Source organism: Coprococcus aceti (genome assembly GCF_025567285.1).
GTDB classification, from domain to species: domain Bacteria; phylum Bacillota; class Clostridia; order Lachnospirales; family Lachnospiraceae; genus Coprococcus; species Coprococcus aceti.
In genome coordinates, this window is the sequence record NZ_JAOQJT010000005.1 from 198,839 (window position 1) to 225,666 (window position 26,828).

Annotated in this window: 23 protein-coding genes; 22 read left to right on the forward strand and 1 reads right to left on the reverse strand. The window is 46.0% G+C overall.

The window, feature by feature from the left end; all coding sequences use genetic code 11:
• The first annotated feature begins 38 nt into the window (after positions 1–38).
• The 3 genes from OCV54_RS08880 to OCV54_RS08890 all read left to right on the forward strand — a co-directional run bounded on the left by OCV54_RS08880 (position 39) and on the right by OCV54_RS08890 (position 4,162).
• Entirely contained in the window at positions 39–2,480 is a 2,442-nt protein-coding gene (locus OCV54_RS08880) for a LuxR C-terminal-related transcriptional regulator (protein WP_055223614.1), read from the forward strand.
• A gap of 270 nt (positions 2,481–2,750) precedes the next feature.
• The gene (locus OCV54_RS08885) at positions 2,751–3,332 is read left to right on the forward strand and encodes a xanthine phosphoribosyltransferase (protein WP_004849872.1); all 582 of its coding nucleotides are present in this window, start codon (positions 2,751–2,753) and stop codon (positions 3,330–3,332) included.
• A gap of 35 nt (positions 3,333–3,367) precedes the next feature.
• Entirely contained in the window at positions 3,368–4,162 is a 795-nt protein-coding gene (locus tag OCV54_RS08890) for a hypothetical protein (protein ID WP_004849874.1), read from the forward strand.
• 63 nt (positions 4,163–4,225) lie between these two features.
• Here the strand turns inward: OCV54_RS08890 and OCV54_RS08895 are convergent, their stop codons facing one another.
• Positions 4,226–6,025, reverse strand: coding sequence for an alpha-amylase family glycosyl hydrolase (locus OCV54_RS08895; RefSeq protein WP_055223616.1), 1,800 nt, complete (start codon positions 6,023–6,025; stop codon positions 4,226–4,228).
• Between the two features lie 147 nt (positions 6,026–6,172).
• Between OCV54_RS08895 and OCV54_RS08900 the strand changes: the two genes are divergently transcribed.
• The 19 genes from OCV54_RS08900 (at position 6,173) to OCV54_RS08990 (ending at position 26,788) form a co-directional block, all read left to right on the forward strand.
• Positions 6,173–6,415 (forward strand): solute carrier family 23 protein, encoded by a 243-nt coding sequence (locus tag OCV54_RS08900; protein ID WP_015534066.1) that lies wholly within the window; start codon positions 6,173–6,175, stop codon positions 6,413–6,415.
• 34 nt (positions 6,416–6,449) lie between these two features.
• The gene (locus OCV54_RS08905; RefSeq protein WP_004849879.1) at positions 6,450–6,572 is read left to right on the forward strand and encodes a hypothetical protein; all 123 of its coding nucleotides are present in this window, start codon (positions 6,450–6,452) and stop codon (positions 6,570–6,572) included.
• Between the two features lie 174 nt (positions 6,573–6,746).
• The gene (locus OCV54_RS08910) at positions 6,747–7,520 is read left to right on the forward strand and encodes an ABC transporter ATP-binding protein (protein ID WP_004849881.1); all 774 of its coding nucleotides are present in this window, start codon (positions 6,747–6,749) and stop codon (positions 7,518–7,520) included.
• Entirely contained in the window at positions 7,510–9,591 is a 2,082-nt protein-coding gene (locus tag OCV54_RS08915) for an FtsX-like permease family protein (RefSeq protein WP_055223619.1), read from the forward strand. Before OCV54_RS08910 ends, OCV54_RS08915 begins: the two co-directional genes overlap by 11 nt.
• 15 nt (positions 9,592–9,606) lie before the next feature.
• The gene (locus tag OCV54_RS08920; RefSeq protein ID WP_004849887.1) at positions 9,607–10,275 is read left to right on the forward strand and encodes a response regulator transcription factor; all 669 of its coding nucleotides are present in this window, start codon (positions 9,607–9,609) and stop codon (positions 10,273–10,275) included.
• A gap of 24 nt (positions 10,276–10,299) precedes the next feature.
• Positions 10,300–11,319: a sensor histidine kinase gene (locus OCV54_RS08925; protein ID WP_055223621.1), complete on the forward strand. Its 1,020-nt coding sequence runs from the start codon at positions 10,300–10,302 to the stop codon at positions 11,317–11,319.
• 280 nt (positions 11,320–11,599) lie between these two features.
• Positions 11,600–12,028, forward strand: a complete 429-nt coding sequence (locus OCV54_RS08930) for a GNAT family N-acetyltransferase (protein WP_055223623.1) — start codon at positions 11,600–11,602, stop codon at positions 12,026–12,028.
• A gap of 32 nt (positions 12,029–12,060) precedes the next feature.
• Positions 12,061–13,041, forward strand: coding sequence for a choloylglycine hydrolase (gene bsh / locus OCV54_RS08935; RefSeq protein WP_022215847.1), 981 nt, complete (start codon positions 12,061–12,063; stop codon positions 13,039–13,041).
• A 33-nt stretch (positions 13,042–13,074) separates the two neighbouring features.
• Positions 13,075–15,072, forward strand: coding sequence for a LacI family DNA-binding transcriptional regulator (locus tag OCV54_RS08940; RefSeq protein WP_022215846.1), 1,998 nt, complete (start codon positions 13,075–13,077; stop codon positions 15,070–15,072).
• Positions 15,073–15,588: 516 nt separating this feature from the next.
• Entirely contained in the window at positions 15,589–16,596 is a 1,008-nt protein-coding gene (locus tag OCV54_RS08945) for a sugar ABC transporter substrate-binding protein (RefSeq protein WP_416810465.1), read from the forward strand.
• A gap of 169 nt (positions 16,597–16,765) precedes the next feature.
• Positions 16,766–18,265, forward strand: a complete 1,500-nt coding sequence (locus tag OCV54_RS08950) for a sugar ABC transporter ATP-binding protein (protein ID WP_022215844.1) — start codon at positions 16,766–16,768, stop codon at positions 18,263–18,265.
• A gap of 1 nt (position 18,266) precedes the next feature.
• Positions 18,267–19,286 (forward strand): ABC transporter permease, encoded by a 1,020-nt coding sequence (locus OCV54_RS08955; protein WP_022215843.1) that lies wholly within the window; start codon positions 18,267–18,269, stop codon positions 19,284–19,286.
• 21 nt (positions 19,287–19,307) lie between these two features.
• Positions 19,308–20,786, forward strand: a complete 1,479-nt coding sequence (locus tag OCV54_RS08960; protein ID WP_008402272.1) for a glycoside hydrolase family 32 protein — start codon at positions 19,308–19,310, stop codon at positions 20,784–20,786.
• Positions 20,787–20,807: 21 nt separating this feature from the next.
• Complete coding sequence (locus tag OCV54_RS08965; protein WP_055223625.1) at positions 20,808–21,773, forward strand: carbohydrate kinase family protein; 966 nt, start codon at positions 20,808–20,810, stop codon at positions 21,771–21,773.
• A gap of 202 nt (positions 21,774–21,975) precedes the next feature.
• Positions 21,976–23,154, forward strand: a complete 1,179-nt coding sequence (locus OCV54_RS08970; RefSeq protein ID WP_022215841.1) for a sugar transporter — start codon at positions 21,976–21,978, stop codon at positions 23,152–23,154.
• 236 nt (positions 23,155–23,390) lie between these two features.
• Entirely contained in the window at positions 23,391–23,906 is a 516-nt protein-coding gene (locus tag OCV54_RS08975; RefSeq protein WP_055223627.1) for a cysteine hydrolase family protein, read from the forward strand.
• A 95-nt stretch (positions 23,907–24,001) separates the two neighbouring features.
• The gene (locus OCV54_RS08980; RefSeq protein WP_055223630.1) at positions 24,002–24,946 is read left to right on the forward strand and encodes an NUDIX hydrolase; all 945 of its coding nucleotides are present in this window, start codon (positions 24,002–24,004) and stop codon (positions 24,944–24,946) included.
• A gap of 47 nt (positions 24,947–24,993) precedes the next feature.
• Positions 24,994–25,728 (forward strand): nicotinamide riboside transporter PnuC, encoded by a 735-nt coding sequence (pnuC, locus tag OCV54_RS08985; RefSeq protein ID WP_055223632.1) that lies wholly within the window; start codon positions 24,994–24,996, stop codon positions 25,726–25,728.
• A gap of 16 nt (positions 25,729–25,744) precedes the next feature.
• Positions 25,745–26,788, forward strand: a complete 1,044-nt coding sequence (locus OCV54_RS08990; RefSeq protein ID WP_055223634.1) for an AAA family ATPase — start codon at positions 25,745–25,747, stop codon at positions 26,786–26,788.
• The last annotated feature ends 40 nt before the right edge of the window (positions 26,789–26,828 follow it).

Below are 26,828 nucleotides of genomic sequence, written 5' to 3' on the forward strand. Positions count from 1 at the left end.
TACCGGGATTAAAAAGTGAGAAAAGGAGATTTGTACATATGGGGAATACGGCTTCGGGTAATAAAGGCTGTTTTATAAAACCGAAAAAAGCCTGGAGGCTTCTGAAGACAGCGGATGAAGGGAATGTAACTGCATATATATTCGGGGTCAGTGGTTCGGGAAAGACGACTCTTGTCAGCAGATATCTTGGAACACGTAAGTACATGGTGGTGGATGCCGGCGGTATCAGACCGGATGACCTTGTGGTAGAAAGCAGCAACGCAAGAAAAATAATTGTCATAGATAATCTGCACGAGCTCTCATGGGGGGATGTGGACACAGTGAGGGAGCAGATCATAGAACTCATTAGAAGAGAAGACGTATGGGTTATACTCGTTGGCCGGTGTCCGGTTCCCCCATGGCTTTCTGCTGTAAGATTTCAAGAAGGATTTTATGTGGTGGACAGCAAGCTGCTTATGTTCAGTCTGGAGGATATAAAGAAGTATGCTGAATACGCTGGATTTAGCATCAATGAGGCACAAGTGCAGAGAATGTACTATGAGACTACAGGACTTCCGCTGGCTGTGGAGATGTGCCACATCAAATACATGGAAATGGCATATACAAGCGAGATAACAGATGATATGTATAATGATTTTTCGAGACGCGTTGAGGATGAGATGTGTAATTACCTTGAGTATCATGTGTATGATAACTGGGATGTGGAAATGCAGGAATTTCTCATGGAAATATCCGTGGTGGATGAGTTTACAACAAAACAGGCTGAGATGATAACCGGAAGAAGTGACAGTGAGCTTTTGATCGAGAGGGCAAAGTGGCTTGGAAACTTTATGACCAGCCGGATGGATAAGGATGGCAATACACAATATCAACTGCAGTTTCACATGAGGGTCTCTATGCGCAGACGTCTTAAGCGGAAGTACGAGAAAGAGCGTATAAGAGGCCTGTATGAGAATGCCGGACTGTTTTACAGACTTAACGGAGATATAAGGAAAGCTCTAGAGATGTATGAAAATGCAGGAGTTACAGAGCGAATAGTTTCAATACTTGTCGATAATGCCAGACATGCGGCGAACAGTGGTTATTACTATGATCTGAAAAAATATTACCTGGAACTTCCGGATCATGTCATCGAGAAAAGTCCTGAGCTTATGTGTGGTATGAGCATGCTGCAGTCACTCCTTCTAAATCCTGATGAGAGTGAAAGATGGTACGACAGACTAAAATTATATGCAGATGAAAACCAAGGAAGTGCCAGGAAAAATGCAAAGGGACTTTTGCTGTATCTGGATATTGGTCTGCCGCACAGGGGGAGTGTTGATGTATTAAAGCTTTTGAAGTCAGCATACACCATGGTTTTTAATAAAGAAGTAAGAATACAGGAATGGTCGGTTACATCCAATCTGCCATCAATGATGAATGGCGGAAAAGATTTCTGTGAGTGGAGCAAGAGAGACAGAGAGCTGGCGTCGAAGGTTGGCAGGATTGTTGAGTTTGTACTTGGAAAATACGGAAAAGGTCTTGTAAATCTTGCTTTGGCGGAGAGTTTTCTTGAAAAGAGCGGAGATAATTACGAGGTGGCAACGCTTGCGGCAAAGGGCAGAATGCAGGCGGAAGCAGGAGGAAAAATCGAGCAGTGCTTTGTTGCTGATGGTATATTGGCGTGGCTGCATTTGCAGAACGGAAAGCCACAGGAGGCTCTTGAGGTTTTGAATGGAATAGAGGGAAAGGCTGAAAAAGAGGAAGGACAAAATCTCCTTCCCAATATATATGCATTTGAGACCAGATGCAGCCTGTACAGAGGAGATAGAGCCTGTGTTACAGGTTGGATGGAAAATGCTCCGGATGAAAATGTTGAATTCAGGATATATGACAGGTTTATCTATCTAACCAAAGTGAGAGTATACCTTCAAAGCGGACGGAATGAACAGGCATATTCGCTGCTGACAAAGCTGAGATATTATGCTGAGATGATGTCCCGTACGTATATAGGGATAGAATGTAGTGTGCTGATGGCTGTAGCTTTGCAGCGATTAAAAAATGATGACTGGAAAAAGGCGATGTGCCATGCTATTGATACTGCGATGGAATATAGCTTCACAAGGATTATATCCAGAGAAGGTGCGGCGGTGAATACTCTTATAAATACATGTGGATGGAAAGTCGAGAAAGATGGTGCTGACGATAAGGAGATAGCCGCAAGAAGGGCATATTTCAGACAACTGCAGAAGGAGACTGAGAGTATGACGAGATACTACCCTGGATATATGAAAGCGGGAGTGGATGATGTTCAACTCAGTGAGACTGCTACAGCCATACTTAAACTGCAGGCAGAGGGGCTGTCCAGACAGAAGATAGCGGACAGACTCAACATGTCGGAGGCGAATGTAAAGTATCATCTGAACCAGGTGTACAGGAAACTCGGGGTGACTGATAAGGCCGGGGCGGTCAGGGAGGCATCTAACAGGGGACTTATCTAGTGATTGTGAGATTTGTGTTCGGTGGTGATTTACTTGAATACACCGCATGTAAAAGTTGTATATGAATGTATATAATTAGGGTGGAAAAACTTAGATTGTTGTTGTATTATGTCTATAATTATGATTACATACGAATCAGTAACGTCAGATTAAGAAGAGGATAATTTCTGTATGGCATAAAAGTGTTGGTGAAGATGGCGTTTGAAACTCAGAGAATGAGCGGGTACGGACGGATTCGTATTTGACAGGTATTCAAGGAGGAATTGCGACGTGAATTTTTTGGAAGAGAGAATAACGAAGGACGGAATAGTTAAGGAGGGCAATGTTCTCAAGGTGGATAGTTTCCTGAACCACCAGATGGATATACGTCTGTTTGATCAGATCGGTGAGGAGTTCAAGAAGAGATTTGAGGGAACAGAGATCAACAAGATCCTTACTATAGAGGCATCTGGAATAGGCATTGCCTGTGTTGTTGCCAGACATTTTGATGTGCCTGTTGTATTTGCGAAGAAGTCAAAGAGCATCAACATAGAGGGCGATGTGTATGTGGCAGAGGTAGAGTCATTTACACACAAGTGCAAGAATCAGGTCATCGTGTCCAAGAAGTTCATCAATCCTGAGGACAAGATTCTTATCATAGATGATTTCCTTGCAAATGGATGTGCGCTTCAGGGACTCATCTCCATAGTGAAGTCAGCAGGCGCCAGCGTAGAGGGAATCGGAATCGCAGTTGAGAAGGGCTTCCAGACAGGTGGTCAGGTCATCAGGAATCTCGGATATCATCTTGAGTCGCTTGCGATAGTGGACAGCATGGACGCTGCTACGGGCGAGATAAAGTTCAGGGAGCAGTAGGATCGCTGCGGGATATTTGCTGAGAGGTGGGGTATATGGGAAATAACAATTTAGAAGAAAAAAATGTTTCTATGCCTGAGAAAATTGGAGGCGTAATATTTGGCATATGGTTTGTTGCCAGTATTATAGCCGGATTTGTTGCAAGTGAGATCGGAACGGATGCTGTTATGCTTGTTGTGGGGCAGTTTTTTGCCGGGATAGTTCTTGTCATAATTCTAAAGACTCTTATTCCGATGATTAAGAAGCGAAAGCGGGGGAGCATCATCGGTATAGTGTTCATATCTGTGTTTGCCGGTGCTGCATCGGCGCTGATATGGGCGGCGTGTGCTGTGAAAGATGGCTCTTTTGCGGATAAGATAGTATTGCTCCCGGAACGGATATTGGGGAGAGAAAATTGCAATGTTGGAGCATTTTATGCAGAGATATTTGCCTGTGCATTCTTTGTGGTCAGTGCAATAACACTGCTCTCTGTGATATGTAAGAGAAAAGCGCTTGAGCGAAGATGTTCATTTACTGTGAAAGCTGTATGCCATGATGTACGTGCAGATATGAGACAGGATATGAGAGCCGGCAGAAGATATCCGGAGGCGGGAGTATTTGAATTTACATACAGGGATAAGCAGTATAAAGTGTATGAGCAGACATATGTATATGGACTGAATATAAGTAAAGGCGATGTGGTATATCTTTATATCAACCCAGAAAATCCGTACGAATTTTATCTGGAAAACAGTGGTATATTCAGCAGTCAGGCGATATGGTCAGCAGTTTTTTTGATGGTTATATCAGGTTTGATGGCCGCAGGCTGCAATTTGTTGATTTTTAGGTGAAAAAATAGCCAGGTGTATGTTCTCCAATTTGGAGAATATGCACCTGGCTGTTTCTACGTAATTTTATCTGAAACTCTTCAGCCAGTTCACAAGAGAGTCATGCCAGATGTTGTCTGTGACAGTCTTCTTCATCTGCGCATCAACAGGTCCGTTGCCTGCAAGCTTTGCCAGGATAGCAGCCTGAAGTTCAGGAACTGTCATGGATTCCGGAGACTTGCTCCAGTCAACTGTGATGGTTTCTGGATCAACCGGGGTGTCGGCAGCAGCTTGGGCAGAAGCGTCCTTGGCTGAATCTTTTACCTCGTTGGCGGCAGAAATATTCTTCTCAGTATTGGTTGTGTTTTTCTTAGCATCTGCAGATTCTGTAGCAGTCACAATGTCTTTGGATTCTTTGGATTCTATCTTTGGTTCAGCTTCCTTATTGCCTTTTGCATCGGTAGCTGTTTCAGATGCTGCTTTATCTTCTGTGTTGGTCTTAGCTTCGCTCTCAGTCTTCGTCACAACCTTAACCGGCTTTACATCCAGGTCTGTTCCATCAGGCACCCAGATCTCACCACTGTTTGCAGGCTGGGTTATGTTGATATGACCATCCTGTACAGATACCTTTTCGCCTGACAGGGCGCCGATGTATGCTGTGCAGTTCCCTGCTGCAAGGTGCATTCCGGCTGGGGCATCGTCGTTGTTCACTGACACGATGACACGTGTTCCGTCAAGATCCCTCGCGTATGCGAACTGTCTGTTGGTGAGCATCAGCTCATCGTAGCTGCCATATGACAGTGCAGGAACGGCCTGACGTACCTTGCCGAGTGCGGCGATGAGTGCTGTACAAGGATTAGTTTTTACTGAATCCTTGTAATCTTCTATATTGAGAGCTGGTCTTAAGCTGTCGTCCGAGCCATATTCCTTGCGTCCCTCAATGCCAAATTCCGAACCGTAGTATATGCTAGGCACACCCGGAAGAGTGTAGAGCAATACATGTACAGGTGCAAAATGAGCCTTATTGGTAAGTTTTGTATAGATACGCTCCACATCATGGTTGTCTACGAAGTTGTAGAGCTTTAATGTTCCCATGTTCTGGAGACGTCTTACAGTGTGCGCGATTTCAAAATAGTTGTGGTCATTGTGGCCGCTGTACAGAGCCTTGTGAAGTGTGTAGTTGGTGACACTGTGAAGAGTCTCGCCGTTTACCCAGCGGCTGTAGTCGCCGTGGATGACCTCACCCATGAGCCAGAAATCCGGCTTCACTTCATTTGCTGTGCGGCGCAGTGCCTTCATGAAATCAAAATCAAGGACGTCCGCAGCGTCAAGTCTGATTCCGTCCACATCGAACTCACTCACCCAGAAACGAATCACATCGCATATATAGTCAACGACAGCAGGATTCTTCTGATTCAGCTTGACGAGAAGGTTGTAGCCTCCCCAGTTGTCGTAAGAGAAACCGTCGTTGTACTCGTTGTTACCCCAGAAATTCACGTTGCAGTACCAGTCTTTGTAATGTGAATTCTCTCTGTTTGCCTGGATGTCCTTGAATGCGAAGAAGTCACGGCCTGTGTGGTTGAACACTCCGTCGAAGATGACCTTTATTCCCTGTTCATGGCAGTAAGCCACAAATGCTGTCAGGTCCTCATTTGTTCCGAGACGGGAGTCGAGCTTCTTGTAATCTGTAGTCTCGTAGCCGTGTCCGACTGACTCAAAGAGTGGTCCGATGTACAGTGCTGAACCGCCAATCTCCTTTATATGATCCACCCATGGAAGCAGGGTGTTTAAGCGGTGAACAGGCTCACCGTAGTCGTTCTGTTTAGGGGCTCCCGCAAGTCCCAATGGATAAATGTGATAAAATACTGCCTCATCATACCATGCCATAGTTATCCCTCCATATTTTAGGTGCCGGCAAATGCAAAGCACCCGATATTATTTGATATACGCTGTGAGCTGCAAGTGTTATCAGAAGCTGCCCACAACGTTTATATTATACTAAAAAAATTAGAAAAATGCGACAAAAAGTCATGTATGTATTGCACGACAGAGCCACAGATGCAGGAAAAAGACTCCATTGGAGTAGTGACGCTGGCGTGCTGTCTGCTCGTCCATATATTTGCAAAGTCATACTGGAAGCAGCTCTCAGTTCTGTTCGGACTTGTGGTTGGATATATAGTAGCAGTGTGCATGGGTATGGTGGATTTCTCCGCACTCAGCGGAACATCAGTCATAGCGCTCCCTCACATCATGCCATTTAAGCCGGAGTTCAACTGAAACGCGATCATATCAGTAACTTTTCCCTAAGATCGTGCAGACGGTATTTGCTGAGAACTGTGTGGCTGTTGTATTCATAGTTGCCATCATTCTGAATCTTGTGCTTCCTAAGAACATGGATGCCCACGAGGCCCCAAAGACTGAGGATGCAGAGTAAAAACCTTTCATAAGGTGTAAGTGTTAATAACAGCGTTGTTCTGATATTATAATTTCAGAACGGCGCTGTTTTTGCTTTTTCAAAAATAGGTCAAAAGGGGTCAGGTACCTCCGTCCCCATTATAAGAAAATCGGCAAAAATCCCCCCAAATAAAAATAAAGAAAGGTGAACAATATGGATAGTTTATTAAAGATAGAATCACTGAAGAAATACTATGGCAAAAAGCCAAACCAGACTAAGGCTCTGGACGGCATATCATTTCAGGTCATGCCGGGGGAGTTCCTTGGCATCATGGGTAGCAGTGGATCGGGAAAGTCCACACTGCTGAACTGTATCGCAACGGTCATAAAGCCTGACAGCGGAACCATAGAGCTTCAGGGCAAAGAGATACAGGCGCTTAAAGGTGCGAAGCTTGCGCAGTACAGAGGCAGGGAGATAGGTTATCTGTTCCAGAATTTTGAACTTCTGGACAATCTAACAGGCAGAGAGAACATTATGGTTCCGTTGTCAATACACGGTGTATCCGAGGATGAGAGCAGAAACAGACTGGAAAAGCTTTCATCATATCTGGAGATAGATAACGTGCTTGACAAATTCCCATCGCAGATGTCTGGTGGTCAGAGACAGAGGGTTGCGGCCGCCAGAGCACTCATACTTAATCCGGGGATCATTCTTGCGGACGAGCCGACCGGAGCACTCGACTCAAGAAATGCAAAGGCACTCATGGAGAAACTGTTGGGACTGAACAGGGATGACAACACTACCATACTTATGGTGACCCACGACTCAAATGCGGCCAGCTTCTGCAAGAGGATACTCTTCATACAGGATGGCAGGATATTCCATGAGCTCAGAAGAGATATGGAGAGAGAGTCACAGCAGGAGTTTTATGAGAGGATACTCAAGCTGATGGCGCAGATGGGAGGAGGCAGCGCAAATGTTCTTTAAACTCGCAATGAGGAACAGCCGGAGAAGCAGGAAAGAGAATGGTCTGTTCTTCGCTTCGCTGGTCGTGTCCATAGTGGCATTTTATATCATATTGGCGCTGTCCCATCAGGATGTGATGATATTCCTGAGAAGTCTTGAAAGCGATGCGGTGAACAGTCTTCTTCAGATAGCGGCGGTGTTCTATGTATTTTCACTGGTCATGTTGTTCTTTCTTATATACTATGCAAGCAAATACCAGCTCGAACGACGGAGGCACGAACTTGGAATGTATATAATGATGGGGATGAGGAGATCAAAGCTTTTTGCCCTGCTGATTGCGGAGGATCTGGGCAGCAGCGTAGTGGCTCTGCTCATCGGACTTCCTATAGCGATCCTGATGTCTGAGGTGGTCAGCCTTCTCACAGCCAGACTGGTAGGTCTTGGCGTTATAGGTCATCACGTATCATTTTCACTGCAGGCAGTCATACTGACAACTGTTGGATTTGTAGCGATAAAGCTTGCAGCATTTCTCATACTGAGCGGTAAGCTTGCAAGAAAGCAGATAGGCGATCTCCTTGTAGATACACCGGAGACAGAGAAGAAACAGCTTCCGGCTCCTGTGTATGGTGTGAGTGCAGTCCTCGGTCTTGTTGCGCTGGTCATTGCATACTGTCAGGGAATAGGTGGCTATTCGTGGATCAGCGTAAAATATATGGCGGTCACCATAACACTGGGATTTGTTGGCATGTTCCTGCTGTTTTTCGGTCTCAGGCTCTTTGTTGATGCACTGGCCAGACGTGCAAATGGCTCAAAACCACTTGCTGTGTTCGGTTTCAGGCAGATACACGAAAATGTAGCAACAAAATCTGGAACGCTTGCAATAAGCTCGATACTCATACTCGGCGCTCTGTGCTGCTGCGGTGCGGGCGTTGGCATATGTATATCCAGACAGAATATGGATCATGTGCTCGATTATACATTTGCCTCATATGGGGGTGACGCTGAGACGGACAGCAGGAATATCCGCGCGAAACTGGAGGAAACCGGCGTGTTGGAGGATTTCTCGGACGTATTCGATATGAAGCTTGGTTATATAAAGATGGGTGAAAATGAGTCCCATGATGATGCTGTGAACGTGGGGAATGTCATATCCGCACTTGAAAAACTCAAGGTTTCAGAGGACAGGGACGTGCTTATAAATAACATGTCATACATGACATACCCTTACCTGATCCAGGAGAGTGCGTACAACAAGGTGCTTGAGACTGCGGGAAAGGAGCCTTTGGAGCTCGGAGAGAATGAACTGGCACTCTATACGGATTTCTTTACTGATTACCGCGGAGGTTTACTGAATGAGGTATTGGCAGAGCGTCCGGAGGTGGATGTAAGAGGAGATGAGTATCATCTGACCGGAGAGGTCCAGACCACGAAGATTGTGACAGATTCATCGATAACCCTGTCGTTCGGACTTATCGTGGACGATGATACATTTGCCAGACTGACAAATGACAATTACGAGTTATATGTAAATGCCGTTCTCAAAAAGGATATCGTGGACGATAAGGGCCTCATGAAAGCCATAATGGACGAAAATGAGAAACTTGACGGCATAGATTTTGAGAGTATAAACGCTGATTGCGAGAGTTATCTGCAGAACATAGGAAGAAATATGTTCTACACGGTGGCTGCAGGATATATAACGCTTTATTTGGCGGTGGTGTTCCTCATAATCGCAAATACCATAATCGGTGTTCAGTTCCTGATGGGACAGAGAAAGTCCGGCAGAAGGTACAGAACCCTTGTGAAGCTTGGCGCGACATACGAAATGCTCTGCAGCTCAGCAAACAGACAGGTGGGCTGGTATTTCGGAATCCCGGTTGCCGTGGCGGCGGTCAGCAGTATATTCGGTGTGCGTGCTCTGCTCACGGGAATCCTGTCAGAATCCATGCATGGCAGTGTGAAACAGATACTTATCATAGCTGCGGTTATGATAATCCTGTTGTGTGTGGTAGAATATATCTATATGACAGCGGTGAAACGCTCAAGCAACAGATATCTCATGGCGATGATGACACCGGAAAGGGTTGAGTAAACGGTGAAGTGTGTGATGGTGGTTGAGGACGATGTCCTCATGTGCGATGAACTTCTGGATATGCTGACAAAGGCAGGATACAGGGCAGTTAAGCCAGATGGATTTGACAACATAATAGAACAGATACTGGACATGGCTCCGGATATTCTTCTGCTGGATATCAATCTTCCTGGCAGGAGCGGCTTTGACATATGCCGGGAGATCAAGAGGCGGAGCTCTGTCCCGGTGCTGGTTCTCACATCGAGGGACCAGCTAAAGGACGAGCTCCATGCGCTGGAGCTGGGCGCTGATGAATTCCTCACGAAGCCATGCCGCCGTGAGCGGCTTCTGGCCCGGGTGGCAAATGTGCTCAAGAGGTACGAGGGCAGACAGAACCTGATCGAAGGAGAAGGGTTTCTTCTGGACACTCAGACATACACTCTGTATATAGATGGGAGATCTGCGGTGCTTCCACAGAATCAGGGACGTATATTTGAGACACTTATGACAAGCGGAGGAGATGTCGTGTCTAAGGAGAAACTTTGTGAGGCAGTGTGGGGCACATCGGAGTATATAGATGAAAATGCCCTGCAGGTGAATCTTACAAGACTCAAAAAGAAAATGGCGGGACTGGATATGAAGGCAAAGATCATAGCTGTAAGAGGCGTTGGATACAAAATATTCCCTGGGGACGGAGGTGCCTGACCCACTTGTCAGAGTGGAGAAAATATGAAAAGATTTGGACTTGTTATAAAACAGAATATTGTCTGGCTTGGTCTGCTGCTTCTGACGGACGTGGCGTTCTGCTTCTTCATGTGGCTTGTGGCACCAGAGGCATTTGTCAGAATAAGGGTGCTGGTTGGCATGTTCACTGTGATACTGTTCGCGGCGGTGTGCTCGGTGCTGTGTATAAAGGACAGGAAGAAGATTGAGGCGTTCAGGAGATTTGTCACTGCCCCGGATGAACAGAGCGAGATAGAAATGAGGAGCCTGTGCGGGGCTTCTGAACAGGAATATGTGAGCGTGCTGTCGGAGGAGCTTCACGATCTGAGAGATTCAGTGATGCAGAGTGGCAGACAGCTCAGGGATTATCAGGAGTATGTGGAGAACTGGGCACATGAGATCAAGACCCCCATCTCTCTGCTGACATTTGTGGTGGACAACAGGAGAGATGAGCTGCCTCATAATGTTGTGATGAAGATGGACAATGTGACCAGCCAGATGCAGAACTATGTGGACCAGATGCTCTACTACGCCAGACTGAAAAGCGATTCCAAGGATTATCTCATGGAGAGCATAGATGTGGAAGAATGCGTGGATGAGGTGATAGCTGACTACAGATCCCTGCTTGAGGAGAAGGGCATACGGGTCAGAAAGTGTCTTGAGAATGGAGAGGTGTACAGTGACCGCAGGGGATTGCAGTTTATACTCGGTCAGCTTGTGAGCAATTCCATGAAATACACAAATGAGCAGCCGGAGATATCATTTGACTTCTGGACGGCGGGTGACAAAAAGCTGCTGTCCGTGAGTGACAATGGCATAGGTGTAAAGAGCTGTGACATGCCATACATATTCGAGAAGGGTGTCACGGGTGATTCGGGTGAGAACAGGAAGCATGCAACGGGCATGGGACTGTATCTTGTCAGTGAGATGGCGCATGACCTAGGCATCACAGTGACGGCAAATTCAAAGTGGCAGAATGGATTTGAGATAGTACTTGAATTCCCGGATGTGGAGACAAAGATATAAAAGTGAGGAGGCAGATACAGCGTTGTGCGTATCTGCCTCCTCACTTTTTACCGGGATATTTTATAATAAATTTATGAGTGGCGGTCTGTTAATAATCACTTTGATATTTTATAATGTAAGCATTGGTTGTAATTTAGTTGACGGTGCAAAGTCGGTTTAAGTGGACTGAGGTTCGGCGGGGATGTGTCAAGTTTTCTGTGAAAACTTGACATGTAGCGCCAGCCATTTGCCGAAGGCAAATCTTGCATGGCTGGTGTTCAATGGAAAGGAGAATATAATTATGGAGATCAGAAAAGCGACAGCAGAGGATTTTGATATTGTATTTGATTTTATAGAAAAATTATGGACATATAATACATATGACAGGGAAGAAATACGCAAAGTATATATGGACGTCATAGATGACGAATGCAGCTTTGCGTTTTTATTATGGGATGAAGGCATTTGCAGAGGCATGTGTCATGGAGACTATTTCAATACATTCTGGATGTCGGGGCTCACATGCTATGTTTCAAGTCTCATAACAAGAGAGGAGGACCGTGGCAAGGGATATGGTGTGGCACTCCTGGATCATGCAAAGGAGCTTGCAAAGCAGAGGGGATGCAAGGCCATTACCCTTGATTCCGGACTTCCGAGGACAGGGGCACATGGCTTCTACGAACACTATGGATTTGAAAAGAGCTGTTATGGCTTCGAGATGATGATATAAATTATCTGCAGAGATTTGTAAGGAGGCAAAATATGTGTACAGCAGCGACATATAAGACAAAGGATTTCTATTTTGGAAGAACGCTGGATTATGAATTCTCGTACGGCGATGAGATTACCGTGACTCCGAGAAATTATCCGTTTGAATTCAGATATATGGGCAGGATGGACAGCCATTATGCCATGATAGGAATGGCACATGTGGCGGGTGACTATCCTCTCTACTATGATGCTATAAATGAGAAGGGACTTGGAATGGCAGGCCTGAATTTCGTTGGAAATGCCGCGTATCAGGAAGCTGATGAGAGTGAAGACAGGGACAATGTAGCTCAGTATGAGTTTATTCCATGGATACTCGGAAGCTGTGCCAGTGTAGGCGAGGCAAGGGTGGCACTGGATAGGATGACTCTGACAGGAACACCATTTTCTGAGCAGCTTCCTACGGCGCAGCTCCACTGGATCATTGCGGACAGAAATGGTGCCATAACAGTGGAGTGCATGGCTGACGGACTTCATGTGTACGAGAATCCGGTTGGAGTCCTCACGAACAACCCGCCATTTCCTCAGCAGATGTTCCTGCTCAACCAGTATATGGGACTGTCACCGAAGCAGCCAGTGAACACATTTGCACCAGAAGTTGGATTGAGCGCTTACAGCCGCGGCATGGGGGCCATAGGACTTCCTGGGGATCTGTCGTCCACGTCAAGATTTGCCAGGGTGGCATTTGTGAAGCAGAACAGTCTGCCTGCGGATTCTGAGGCTGAGAGTGTAAGCCAGTTCTTTCACATACTTGGCTCTGTGGATCAGCAGAGGGGCTGCTGTGAGGTCGCACCTGACAAATACGAGATCACGATATACACCTCATGCTGCAATGCAGACAAGGGTATATATTACTACAATACCTATGAGGGACATCAGATAAATGCTGTTGATATGAACAGGGAGGATCTGGACGGCGCAGAGCTTGCCAGATACCCTCTTATCCAGGGGGAGAATATCAATTGGCAGAACTGATGTATGTGGCTTACAAGGGAGAAAGGATGCTGTATGAGTAAAAGCAAGGTTACAATAAAAGAAATAGCGGAGATGGCTGGGGTGTCAATAGCCACGGTATCACATGTTATAAATAGGACGAGGTATGTAAGACCTGAGCTTGTGGATAAGATAGAGAAGATCATTGTAGAGACAGGATACCAGAATAAGATAGCTGATAAGGAGAGAAAACTGCTGGTTGGACGGGAGTCCACGATAGTTGCAGTCATTCCAAACATTGAAAGTACTATATACAGAGATATGGTAGCTTATGTGAAGCAGCTTGTCAGTGTGCAGGGATATCAGTTCCTTGTGGCGATAACAGACAATGATCTCAAGGAGGAGGCGCAGGTGCTTGCCGGACTTCTGGTGAATAAGAAGGTTGCAGGGATCATACATGCGCCGGTGAGTGATGTGGCATCTAACTACACAAAACTCATACAGTCGGGTGTTCCATTTGTCTGCGTGGAGAGAAATATACTTGGATCAGGGATAGACTCGGTTGAGTTTCGCGACCGAGAGGCTATATTTAAGGGCGCAGATTATCTGCTTGCGAGTGGACACAAAAATGTTTTGTTTTTCAGAGAGAGTACGGACAGTACCACCAGGGATGAGAGAACAAAAGGTTTCCTGAATGCTCTGGAGAAATACAATATAAATACAAATGATGCAAACATTGTTGATGTGACGTTGGAAAAAGGAGAGGATGACTGCATGCTGGCTATTCAGAAAGCCCTGCGCAGATACAGGCCGACCGCTGTACTTGCGGGGGGCAACAGAATAACTCTTTATCTTATGAAGACACTGAGAGATATGGGAATCGACTGTCCGGGAGAGATATCTGTGGTTGGATTTGGTGATGAGAGCTGGTCTGAACTTACTTATCCACCTCTTACAATACTGAGAAGAGATGTGAAGGGACTAAGTGCCAAGGCTGTTGGGATGTTGTTTGAGAAGATCAATACGGGAGTTGCCATATCGCATGACTGTTATGCAGATGTAGAGCTTGTAGTCAGAAAATCCACAAAGATGCTTGACAATGGACCATTTGGAGATAAAGCGGCAGCGCCGGATTCGGTTGTACTGACAAAAGAAGAGAAACACAGACTAAAGGCAGGACATTACAGGGTTGCGATCTCTTTCCACTATACCGGAACGTCTTGGGCAGAATTGCATGAGAAGGGAATTCGGGAGGAACTTGAGCAGTTTGGAATAGATGTGGTGTCGGTTATGGATGCGCACTTTGACTCGGAACTGCAGAATGCACAGCTTGATGGCATAAGACTTCAGAAACCGGATGCAGTTATAGCTATTCCAGCGGATGACAGCCGTACCAGAGAAAAGTTTCAGGAGCTTTCAAAAGTGTCAAAGCTGGTGTTCATAAGCAATGTTCCAGATGGTATGTCCAAGAACAGCTATGTGTCCTGTGTATCAGTAAATGAGTCGGAGAATGGAACGAACACGGGAAGAATGTTGGGAGAATATTGTAAGGAAAATAAGAAAAAAAAGGCAGGTTTTATTATTCATGGCGCGGCATTCTATGGAACAAGAGTCAGGGATAATGCTGCTGAGAGAATAATCAAGGACAGTTACCCGGATATTGACATAGTGACGATCAGGAGCTTTGGAGAAATATCCAATGCATATCAGGTAGCCAAGGATGTGATAACTGCCAATCCTGAAATTGAGGCAATGTATGTGAGCTGGGATCGCCCAGCGCTTCTGGCTATAAAGGCGCTCAAGGAGCTTGGCAGGGAGGATGTGGCGGTGTTCACAACTGATCTTGACCATGGTATAGCCCGGTGCATGGAAGAAGGAATAGTCAAGGGACTCAGCACGCAGAGACCATACGAGCAGGGAAGAGCGGCTGCGGCAGTTGTTGCCAAGTCCCTGGTAAGTGAAGAACAGCTTCCAAAGTATGTGGGAGTTCAGCCGTATCAGGTCGAGCCAAAACAGCTCAGGCTTGCATGGAAGGAAATCTTCCATGAGTCCATGCCGGACAGACTTGGGTGATATGACATCCGTCAGAGAGAAAATTGTATCTTTCTGGCGGATTTTTTGCGTTTACACACAAGACCTTGGAAGATTGTATCTTTTTCGCCTGAGAAGTTCCCAAGGATACAATTTTGTGTCCAAGTTGCTGTAACCACACCCAAAAGAGAAAATTCCCGGGGAAGTGGTACCGGAGACAAAGGACAAGATTACAAGATACAAGGTGACAAGTAACGGGTGTCAATCATACACTACAAATCCCATAAGTATGACATATCGTAAAATATTTACGTAAAAAATAATAAAAGACCTGCGAACCCTATAATGCAATCGAGTGTTATTTGTACATAATGACGAATAAGCAATAAATAAAACACTTGATATTGACAATAACCGACAAAGGTTATATCATCAAAACATGCAAAGGACGAAAAACAGTTTAAAATTTACGTAAATTAAACCGGTTGTAAACAGTTTTTCGACAACGAGTTAGCAAAAACGAAATACATGATATTGGAGGTAAAAATTATGAGAAAGATTAAGAAGTTATTAGCAGTTGGAGCATGCCTGTGCATGTCACTCAGTTTACTGGCAGGTTGTGGATCAGGAGCAGGAGGCGCATCGGACGGCGGTTCATCTGAATCAGGTACAAAGCAGGAGAGCACGAAGTCATCCGACCTGTCATTTGCATTCTGTACAAACACACTTAACAACACATTCCAGAGTTCAATAGATGCAAAGCTCAAGGAACTCTGTGATGCGAACGGAATATCATATACATGTCTTGATCCTGACTACGATCTGAACACACAGCTCAGCCAGTTATCAGACGTGGCAAACAGTGGATACGACGCAGTGTTCATCATCCCAGTTGATTCAGCAGGTATCACATCTGGTCTTGCAGAGATCAAAGATGCAGGAATCCCAATCTTCAATGTAGATACAGCAGTTATCGAGGATGACATAGAGAACTTTGTAACACAGTTCGTTGGAACAAATGCATACATGGCAGGACAGCTTGTAGGTGAGCAGATGGTTAAGGATTATCCGGATGGAGCAGACATTGCGATCCTTGACTTCCCATCAAATGAGAGCTGTGTAGACCGTGTAAATGGTTTCCTTGACGGACTCGGTGACAACAAGGACAAGTTCAATATTGTGGCACAGCAGGATGGCGAGGCTGCACTTGATGCATCAATGAGTCTTGCAGAGGATATCATCACAGCAAACACAGATCTTCAGGCATTCTTCTGCATCAATGATCCATCAGCACTCGGTGCTGCAGCAGCAGTTAAGGCAGCAAATAAGACTGGCAAGATCGGCGTGTACAGTATCGATGCTTCACCAGATGGCAAGCAGGCACTCATTGACGGTGAGTTCACAGCAGTTGCATGTCAGGTTCCTGTACAGATTGCAGAGTATGCATTCAACGCAGCACAGAAGTATGTAGGCGGAGATACGACCATTGACGAGAAGAAGGTATATCTTGATTCACACCTTGTACTCAAGGATGAGGCAGAGAAGACAGTTAACGACTGGCAGTAAAGCCGGACCGGCTCCGAAAATAATAGTGAGGAGCTGAACCCGGACTTGGCAGATATGACACAATGTAGATGCATATAACACGGGATAGACCGGGGATCTGAGATCTCCGGCCGTGATCCCGAAAAAGCAGGATAACAAAAGATCTATTTTAGAAACTTGGAGGTTTAATATGGGACAGACAGTTCTGGAAATGATAGGGATAAAGAAAAGCTTCTCTGGAATATATGCTTTAAGCGGCATCGACTTTTCCCTTGAGCTGGGAGAGGTACACGCACTGCTCGGTGAGAATGGTGCAGGAAAGTCCACACTGATCAAGGTCCTCGGCGGAATTTACCAGCCCGACAGCGGAATCATCAAGGTAAATGGCAAGGAGGTCAAGATCAACGGAGTTCCGGCTGCCAGAGAGAATGGTATAGGAATAATACATCAGGAAATCGTACTTGTTCCATATCTTTCGGTGGCACAGAACCTGTTTCTCGGCAGAGAGATAAGGACAAAGCTTGGAACATTGGACTTTGCAGAGATGAACAGAAGAGCAGAGGAGATGATATCATCCCTCGGTGTGAATATAAAGGCAGACACGATAGTAGAAAATTTGACCATCGCACAGCAGCAGATGGTGGAGATCGTTAAAGCGGTCTCATTCAACGGCAAGATAATAGTTATGGATGAGCCAACCTCATCACTTTCAAATGAGGAGGTTGAGCAGTTATTTGAGATCATTGAAAATCTCAGAAAGAAAAAGGTAAGTATAATCTACATCTCCCACAGAATGGAGGAGCTCTTCAGAATATCTGACAGAGTTACCGTCATCAGGGATGGTGCATACGTAGGAACAAAAAAGACATCAGAGACAAGCCCGAATGAGCTGGTTGCGATGATGGTAGGAAGAGATCTGGAGAGCTTCTATGCCAGAGATTACTGTGACATGGACAAAGCGGAGACTGCTCTGGAGGTAAGGAATCTTTCTCAGACAGGTGTCTTTGAAGATATAAGTTTTTCAGTACATAAGGGCGAGATCCTGGGATTCTCAGGTCTGGTAGGTGCCGGACGAAGTGAGATCATGGAGGCGATATTTGGCGCAACACGGCTCACATCGGGAGAGGTGATACTCGGAGGAAAGCCGGTTCACTTCAAGAATCCAATGCAGGCTATCAAGGCAGGCATAGCACTGGTTCCGGAGGACAGAAAGAAACAGGGCCTTGTACTTGGCAACAGCGTGGCATTTAACCTCACACTTTCATCCCTCAGATTCTATATGAATGGAATCGCTATAAGTGAGAGAAAACGAGGCGAGGTAATTGACCATTATTCACAGAGACTGAGGATAAAGGCGGCATCGCCTGAGATTGAGGCGGGCAGCCTGTCAGGCGGAAACCAGCAGAAGGTGGTTCTGGGCAAATGGCTTGCAACCAAGCCGGATGTACTTATTCTGGATGAGCCGACCAGAGGCGTGGATGTAAATGCAAAATTTGAGATATACACAGTAATCAATGAACTGGCAAAGGAAGGCATAGCGATAATCATGGTATCCAGTGAGCTTCCTGAGATCATCAACATGTGCGACAACGTATGTGTGGTCAGAGCCGGAAGACTCGTGAAGAAGCTGTCAAAGGACGAGCTCTCACAGGAAGAGATAATGAAATACGCTGCAGGAGGTATCGAATAATATGGGCGAGACAAAGAAGAATTCAAAAGCAACTTCTATATTAAAGAACAATCCCCTGACATCCATAGTCAAGGGCAACATAGGAATCATAGTGGTTCTGATAATCATGTGTGTGGCGGTAGCACTTGCCACGGACAAGTTCCTCACGACCAACAACATCATATCAGTGCTTAGACAGATATCGATCAACACATACATAGCACTTGGAATGACACTGATAATTATACTTGGACACATCGACTTGTCAGTTGGATCGATAGTAGCCATGTCGGGAACCCTGACCGTAGGATTCATAGTTAACCAGGGACTCCCTCTCGGCGTTGCCATAGTAGCAGGACTTCTGGTTGGTACAGCAGCGGGCTTTATAAGTGGTTTTATAGTTGCTAACTTCAAGGTGCCTGCATTCATCATCACAATGGCCATGATGAACATAGCAAGTGGTATAGCTTATGTCTACACAGGTGGACAGTCAACACGTATCACCAACAAGATCTTCATCGAGATCGGAACAGGATACCTGTTCAATGTGATCCCACTCCCTGTAGTGTACATGGTAGTGCTCATCATACTGTTCAGCTTCATCCTCAGCAAGACAAAGTTTGGAACATATGTATATGCGATAGGTGGTAACCGTGAGGCTGCAAGACTCTCAGGTGTACCTATCAAGAAGATAGAGATCGTAGTATTTACAATATCTGGACTTCTCTCAGCATTTGCAGGACTTGTACTTTGTTCAAGAATGTACTCAGGCCAGCCTTCAGTAGGAAGCGGATACGAACTTGATGCCATCGCAGCCTGCGTACTTGGCGGAACATCCATGACAGGAGGTAAAGGAAGGATCAGTGGAACCGTATTTGGTGCCATGGTCATCGGAATCATCTCAAATGGTCTTAACCTTATCGGAGTGTCATCATACTGGCAGCTCATCATCAAGGGTCTTATCATCGCATGTGCGGTACTCCTTGATGGACAGAAGGGCAAGCTTGAGCTTCTCAAGAAGAAGAAACTGGCAGCAAACTAGTAGAAAGAGAGGATTGATAATATGGAGATTTTTAGAAAGATGTCCTTCGCGGATTCCACGGGAGATGCAATACCTTTCTACCACGAGGGCAAATATCATATATTCTCACTGACTTCCCCTCCGGGAACAACAGTGTACCCGGCAAGACTCAGAACAACATGGAGCCACAGTGTATCAGATGATCTGGTGCACTGGGAGGAGCTTCCTACAGCGCTCTATCCGGGCGAGGGCGACGAGCCGGATGCATCAGGAGTATGGACTGGATCAGTCATATACGGCGAGGGCAAATACCATGCATTCTATACAGGCTACTGCCTCACCGCAGAGTATCAGCAGACCATATGCCACGCTACAAGCGACGATGGAATCACGTGGGTGAAGGATGCAGCCAATCCGGTCATCACACCTATGATAGAGCTTTACGAGAAGCTTGACTGGAGAGATCCATATGTATTCTACAATGAGGAGGACAAATGTTACTGGATCCTCATATCAGCGAGAAGGTTGGATATGCCGATAACCAGAAGAGGATGTATAGTTCTCTACAGATCAAAGGATCTGGTCAACTGGGAATATTACGGACCGATATATTCACCGGGACACACCAACTGTCCTGAGTGCCCTGAGATGTACAAGATGGGAGACAATTGGTATCTCTCATACTCAAGATTCTCAGAATATGTAAATACAATATACAGAGTTGCAAAGTCACCATTTGGCCCATGGAGAAAGCCAAAGAAGGATGGCATAGGCGGAAGAAGATTCTACGCAGCCAAGTCCATGCAGGATGATGACGGCAGACGCTTCTACTTCGGTTGGGCTCACGACAGAGCAGACAGAAGCGACAGAGGTGAATGGTACTGGGGCGGAACCTTCTGCGTGCCGCATGAGGTAGTTGCCACAGCGGATGGAGGACTTGACGTAAAGCTTCCAAAGGAATATGAGCATGTATTTGAGAAGCCTGTGGCATGGGATTACATCCCTGTACTTGGAAATGCAGAGCTTCACGGAGACAGACTGGTTGAGATGGATTCAGTAAGCACATGTACATACGGATTCCTTGGACACAACGAGGAGAGCTACATGCTGAAGTGCAAGATCATGCCTAGAGAGGTGTATGACCATTTCGGTATACTGCTCAAGTCAGACAAGGAAGCAAGCGGATGCCTTCTCCTTGAGTTCGATGTGGCCATGCAGAGAGTGTCACTGGTAAATCTTCCTATGGGAGTTGACCCGTTCTGGGTTCAGTCCTGTCAGGCTGTGCCTCCTGCAACGGAGCCGGGCCCTGATGGAGTCAGAGTGTGCGAGAAGACATTTGACATAACAGAGGGCAGCGAGATAGATGTGAAGATCATCGTTGACCATGATATGGTGGAGGTATTTGTCGGAGAACAGGTGGCGTTTACATACAGAATATATGCGAAGCCTGAGTTTGAGACGGGACTTCTGGCACAGGATGCAAGAGTAGAATTCTATGACATAGAGATCACAGGAAAGTAAAATTCACAAGGAGGATCCAACATGGAAAAGAAATATGATGTTGTGGCTCTTGGTGAGTTCCTGATAGACTTTACACCTGCCGGAAGCACTGATTCCGGGATGAAGCTCTTCGAGCAGAATCCCGGAGGGGCTCCGGTGAACATGCTCACGGCAGTCGGTAAAGCCGGGCTTAAAACTGCCTTCATTGGTAAGGTTGGAGATGACATGCACGGCAATTTCCTTGTTGAGACGGCAAAGCAGGCAGGGATAGATACCAGAGGTATAGTGGTTGACAATACGGTATTTACCACTTTGGCATTTGTCACTCTGGATGAGAACGGAGAGCGTGAATTCTCATTTGCCAGAAAGCCGGGAGCGGACACAATGCTCTGTTACAAGGAAGTGGATGCCGACCTGCTAAGAGACACAAAGGTGTTCCATATAGGTTCGCTGTCTCTCACGGATGAACCGGCCAGAACCACCACGTTTCAGGCGGTGAAGGAGGCAAAGAAATACGGCGCGGTGATATCGTATGATCCGAACTACAGAGCACCGCTGTGGGACAGCAGAGAAAATGCGATGGAGAGGATGAAGAGTATTCTTCCATTTGTAGATATAATGAAGCTTTCGGACGAGGAAACAGCGCTACTCACACCATTTTCCGATCCGGAAGAGGCAGCAGAGTATCTTCTGGGAAGCGGCGTCAGACTTGTTGCGGTCACCCTGGGAAGTGAGGGTGTGCTGATATGCAGCAGGGATGGAAGCCGGAAGGTTCCCGGATTCGTCAGCCATGTGGTAGATACGACGGGGGCTGGAGATTCATTCTGGGGAGCATTTGTATCACAGCTTGTCAGAGCGGATAAGAGACTGGAGGAGTTCAGTATAGATGAGCTTGCAGAGTGTGCAAGATACGGAAATGCGGTTGCGAGCCTGTGTGTCGAGAAGCGCGGAGGACTCAGATCGATTCCTGAAGAGAGCGAGACATTTGAGAGACTCGCAGTAAAGTAAGTGTACTACAATTTTTCACATAAAATTTTCCCTTAACCCTGAAGGCCGGAGAGTTTCCGGTCTTCTTTTTTGTACAATCTAACATTTGGACAGTATAACCATTCAAAAGTGCATTGACTCATAATTCCATTTCCTATAATATGTGGCTGGTGAACAAAAAAATAATCATATATACCACATATTATTAGGAAGAGGAATAAATATGAAGAGTAGATTGACGAGAAAAGAAATGCTTCCGCTTGTGGGAATGACCGTCTCGGCGTTCATATTCAACACATCGGAATTTATGCCAATTGGCTTGCTGACAGACATTGCAAAGTCGTTCAGCATATCGGAGTCGAAGGCGGGAATGCTTATTACAGTGTATTCGTGGATAGTCATGCTGTTGTCCCTGCCGCTCATACTTCTTGTGTCGAAGATAGATTTCAGGAAGCTGTTCATGGGAACGATCGCACTGTTTGGAATATGCCAGATCATGTCCGTGATCGCGCCGACATACGGAGTGCTCATGGCATCGCGTATAGGCGTTGCGTGTACCCATGCGATATTCTGGTCGATAGCTTCACCGGTTGCCATAAGACTTGTAAATGAAGAACACAGATCATTTGCACTGAGCATGGTCGTGACTGGAACATCCATAGCTACTATAGCCGGACTTCCGCTTGGAAGACTTGTTGGACAGTATATGGGATGGAGAGTTACATTCCTCATCGTTGGAATCATAGCATTTGCAGTGCTCGTATATATGGCGTTTGTTTTCCCGAAGATAGCGAGCGGAGAGCAGTTCCATGTAAGGGATCTCCCGGCACTCCTGAAGAATCCGGTGCTCATCTGTCTGTATGTCCAGACCATACTTTTTGTGCTTGGATATTACACAGTTTACAGTTATATAGAACCGTTCATGCAGCAAGTCGCAAAGCTGCAGAACAATGTCATAACCATAGTGCTCCTGATATTTGGTGCCACGGGACTTCTTGGAAGTTATCTGTTTTCAAAGCTGTATGACAGACATAGATTTGCATTTATAGGTACAGTTATGGCTACGCTTCTTGTATGGCTGCTGCTTTTGCTTCCAGCATCAAAGAGCCTGGCAACTATGGTCATTCTATGTGCATTCTGGGGAATCACGGCCATGGCGTTTAACGTAACTACTCAGTCTGAGGTCATCAGAAGTGTGGATGAGAAGGGCTCTGCCGTGGCGACAGCCATATATTCAGGACTTTTCAACCTTGGTATAGGTGGGGGAAGCTGGATCGGCGGAATAGTGTGTGACAAAGGTGCGATATCGTATATAGGATTAGTGGGTGCGGTATTTGCGGTTATATCAGTGTTGTTCTTTGCATTTGTACTGCTCAGGAAATTGAAGCAGAGCGTGAACTGATAGTGTGTTGTATATAAAAAAATATGATAGAAATATAAAGGTGCGGCATAGCTGACATGCGGGTTTCGTTTGGAACGTGGAATATCAGCTATGCCACTTTTTCTATTGAGTTTCAAATAATGGGTTGACATATTATCAAAATGATAATAACATATAAACAACTTGGAGATATTATCAAAATAATAATAACTGGAGGCGCGTGTGGATTTCTTTATGAAAGAAGGAGGAGAAGAATTATGGGTAATAACACGAAAAAGACACTTATAGTAGTTGATATGCAGAATGATTTCATTGATGGGGCACTAGGCACAAAGGAGGCAGCAGCCATCGTGGAAAATGTGAAAGCAAAGATAAGAGAGTATGCTGACCGCGGGGATGAGATCATATTCACAAGGGATACGCATTATGAGGACTACATGGAGACAAACGAAGGTCGTCATCTCCCGGTTCCGCATTGTATAGAGGAAACTGAGGGCTGGGAGATCGCAGCTGGTCTTGAAGTCCCGGGAGCTATATACATCAACAAGACCAGCTTTGGATATACAGGATGGGGGGACTTCGACCTTCAGGATGTTGAGATGGTAGGTCTCTGTACGGATATATGTGTCGTGTCGAATGCTCTGATCATCAAGGCTCTGTACCCGGAGATAAATGTCAAGGTGGATGCGAAGTGCTGTGCCGGGGTGACACCGGAGAGTCATGAGGCTGCGCTTGCCACCATGTCGATGTGTCAGGTGGATATAATCAGATAAGATACAGCGGCTGGCATGAGGCTGCCGGTTTTTTGCAGATAGAACCGGCTAGATGCAGATAGAGGCGGAAATATATAGGAGGATGAAGCAGACTTATGAAGAAATATGAGATGAGTGACGAAGAGAAGAAATTCCTCGCCGGATATGATCTGACGAAATATGACAGGCCATCTGTTGCCGCGGATGTGGTTGTATTTTCAGTTATGAAGGATGACGAGTGCGAGGATGCAAGAAGACTTCAGGAGAAGAAGCTCAAGATACTCCTGATAAGAAGAGGTGGATTCCCATATAAAGGAAGCTGGGCTATGCCCGGTGGGTTCTGTAGAAAAGGCGAGGATGTCATAGATTCAGCCAGAAGAGAGCTTTGCGAAGAGACAGGTATAGACGATGCATATGTAAAGCTTGTCGGAGTGTATGGCGAGCCGGGCAGAGATCCGAGAGGCTGGGTCATATCATCAACTTATATGGCACTTATGAACGCTAGAGCCTGCCGCCTGAAGGCAGGAGATGATGCACAGGATGCGAGATGGTTTACAGTTGAACTGACAGATGTTTCAACAGAGGCAACAGAGGTGTCAGGTACAGGTGAAGAAAATGTGAAAAATGAAGTTGAAGCTTCACATAAAGTCCAAAACGGGAAAAAATACAGGCTGGTTCTCAAGAATGCAGACTCTGATATAAAACTTACTGCAGTGCTGCGCAGAACAGATATGAGCTCATGCGGACGAAGCTCGGACAGTTACTATATAGAGGAATGTGAAGGACTGGCATTTGACCACGCAAGAATCATAACGGAAGCGGTGCTCGGACTGCGGGAGGATGTCAGGAGGGATATGGAGCTGGCATTTGACCTGCTGCCGGAGAGATTTACACTCACCGAGCTTCAGAATGTATATGAACAGATATGGGACATGGAACTCACCACACCTAACTTCAGAAGAAAGATTGCGGAATATGTTGAGGAAACTGATGCATATCAGGCCGGTGAGAGATACAGGCCTGCCAAACTGTTCACACGAAGGAAGGATGCAAGGAAGTAGAGACTATAGTGTAGTGGATGGATGTTTAAATGGGGAGGAATGAATAGATGACATTTAAGAAATTTATAAAAAATGAGATAGAGGGCTGGAAGAAGCTGGAGGTCGCCTGGCTGCTTATAGCATGTGCGGTCATCGTGGGGCTGTCCATATACTGGGATGATACGGTTATGGGGATCATATCGTCCACCACAGGTGTGATCTGCGTAGTGTGTACGGGAAAAGGAAAGTTGTCAGCGTACATATTTGGTCTTGTGAATACAGTGCTTTATGCAATCATATCGTATAAGGCTGCGCTGTACGGGGAGACGATGCTCAATGCGCTATATTATGTGCCTATGCAGTTTGTTGGATTCTATGTGTGGTCAAGGCATATGAATGATGAGACGCATGAGGTCAGAAAGAAACACATGAAGGCGGTGGGAAGGATATTCATGGTGCTGGCGGTGGCACTTGGCACATTTCTGTATGGGCTGCTGTTAAAGAGACTCGGGGATGCCATGCCATTTGTGGATGCGTTTACAACGGTTTCATCGGTTGTGGCGATGGTTGTATCTGTAAGAATGTTCGCGGAGCAGTGGTGGATATGGATTGCGGTAGATGTGTTTACAATATATATGTGGGCACAAAACTTTGTGAGTGGCAATGACAACATAGCAACGCTGCTCATGTGGATAGTGTACCTTGGAAATGCCGTTATTATGTGTGTCAGATGGGAACGTGAGGTCAGAAGAAATCGCCTGGACGAAGTACACGTTTTCGAAGACGGCACGGCAACAGAGTAAGGGAGGCTGACAAGTTATGTATAGATATAAGGTAGGAATGTATGGGGGGTCGTTTGATCCGCTTCACATAGGACACATCCACGACATCATACGTGCTGCGGCGATGTGTGAGGAACTGTATGTGATGATAAGCTGGTGTGAGGGCAGAGAGTCTGCCACAAAGGAACTGAGATATCGCTGGATACTTAACAGTACAAGACATCTGCCAAATGTGAAGATAATCATGATAGAGGATAAGGCGGTCTCAAAAGAAGAATATAATACGGATTATTATTGGGAAAAGGGAGCACAGGATATCAAGGACACGATAGGAAAGCCTATAGATGCAGTGTTCTGTGGTTCGGATTATCTTGGAACCGGCAGGTTTGAGAGCCTGTACTGTCCGGAGAGTGAGGTCGTGTACTTTGACAGGGCAGAGGTTCCGGTATCCTCGACAGAGATCCGTGAGTGGGCGACGGCGCATTGGGAGTATATTCCAGAGGTGTGCAGGGATCACTACGTCAGAAAGATTCTGGTTGTCGGCGGTGAATCTACAGGAAAATCCACACTGGTTGAGAATCTTGCGCTGGCATATAACACGAATTTTGTACGGGAGATAGGACGTGACACCTGTGAGTACGCGGGTGGCGAGAATTTCATGGTTGAAGATGATCTGGTGGAGAACTTCATCAGACAGAAGGACGAGGTACGCAGGGCAGCCAGGCATAGCAACAGACTGTTGTTTGTGGATACCGATGCACTGACTACGGGATTTTATTGTGATCTGCTCATGGATGATGATGAACAAAAACGCAGGCTTACAGATATGGCGGGCGCGATAAATGCAACAAATAAGTGGGATCTTGTGTTGTTCCTTGATCCTGATGGAACGGATTTTGTCCAGGATGGGACCCGGAATGAGAAAATAATGCGGGAGAGAAGGCATTACAGCGATTTGCTCAAGGCGTGGTTTGACAAGTATGGGGTACACTGTGAGACGATATCGGGAGATTATCTTGACCGGTTCAACACTGCGAAAAAACTGATTGAGGAACGACTTGCGATAACAACTGTATTTTAAATGACAAATGATCATATATATTAACGCCCATGACATGGTT

Excerpts from the sequence above, each read along its gene's own strand:
- OCV54_RS08920 (WP_004849887.1), top strand. The coding sequence starts at position 9,607 with ATGGTGGTTGAGGACGATGTCCTCATGTGCGATGAACTTCTGGATATG.
- OCV54_RS08950 (WP_022215844.1), top strand. The coding sequence starts at position 16,766 with ATGGGACAGACAGTTCTGGAAATGATAGGGATAAAGAAAAGCTTCTCT.
- OCV54_RS08955 (WP_022215843.1), top strand. The coding sequence starts at position 18,267 with ATGGGCGAGACAAAGAAGAATTCAAAAGCAACTTCTATATTAAAGAAC.
- OCV54_RS08960 (WP_008402272.1), top strand. The coding sequence starts at position 19,308 with ATGGAGATTTTTAGAAAGATGTCCTTCGCGGATTCCACGGGAGATGCA.
- OCV54_RS08930 (WP_055223623.1), top strand. The coding sequence starts at position 11,600 with ATGGAGATCAGAAAAGCGACAGCAGAGGATTTTGATATTGTATTTGAT.
- OCV54_RS08895 (WP_055223616.1), bottom strand. The coding sequence starts at position 6,025 with ATGGCATGGTATGATGAGGCAGTATTTTATCACATTTATCCATTGGGA.
- OCV54_RS08970 (WP_022215841.1), top strand. The coding sequence starts at position 21,976 with ATGAAGAGTAGATTGACGAGAAAAGAAATGCTTCCGCTTGTGGGAATG.
- OCV54_RS08975 (WP_055223627.1), top strand. The coding sequence starts at position 23,391 with ATGGGTAATAACACGAAAAAGACACTTATAGTAGTTGATATGCAGAAT.
- OCV54_RS08980 (WP_055223630.1), top strand. The coding sequence starts at position 24,002 with ATGAAGAAATATGAGATGAGTGACGAAGAGAAGAAATTCCTCGCCGGA.
- OCV54_RS08880 (WP_055223614.1), top strand. The coding sequence starts at position 39 with ATGGGGAATACGGCTTCGGGTAATAAAGGCTGTTTTATAAAACCGAAA.
- pnuC (WP_055223632.1), top strand. The coding sequence starts at position 24,994 with ATGACATTTAAGAAATTTATAAAAAATGAGATAGAGGGCTGGAAGAAG.
- OCV54_RS08915 (WP_055223619.1), top strand. The coding sequence starts at position 7,510 with ATGTTCTTTAAACTCGCAATGAGGAACAGCCGGAGAAGCAGGAAAGAG.
- OCV54_RS08940 (WP_022215846.1), top strand. The coding sequence starts at position 13,075 with ATGAGTAAAAGCAAGGTTACAATAAAAGAAATAGCGGAGATGGCTGGG.
- OCV54_RS08900 (WP_015534066.1), top strand. The coding sequence starts at position 6,173 with ATGTATTGCACGACAGAGCCACAGATGCAGGAAAAAGACTCCATTGGA.
- OCV54_RS08925 (WP_055223621.1), top strand. The coding sequence starts at position 10,300 with ATGAAAAGATTTGGACTTGTTATAAAACAGAATATTGTCTGGCTTGGT.
- bsh (WP_022215847.1), top strand. The coding sequence starts at position 12,061 with ATGTGTACAGCAGCGACATATAAGACAAAGGATTTCTATTTTGGAAGA.
- OCV54_RS08965 (WP_055223625.1), top strand. The coding sequence starts at position 20,808 with ATGGAAAAGAAATATGATGTTGTGGCTCTTGGTGAGTTCCTGATAGAC.
- OCV54_RS08990 (WP_055223634.1), top strand. The coding sequence starts at position 25,745 with ATGTATAGATATAAGGTAGGAATGTATGGGGGGTCGTTTGATCCGCTT.
- OCV54_RS08910 (WP_004849881.1), top strand. The coding sequence starts at position 6,747 with ATGGATAGTTTATTAAAGATAGAATCACTGAAGAAATACTATGGCAAA.
- OCV54_RS08890 (WP_004849874.1), top strand. The coding sequence starts at position 3,368 with ATGGGAAATAACAATTTAGAAGAAAAAAATGTTTCTATGCCTGAGAAA.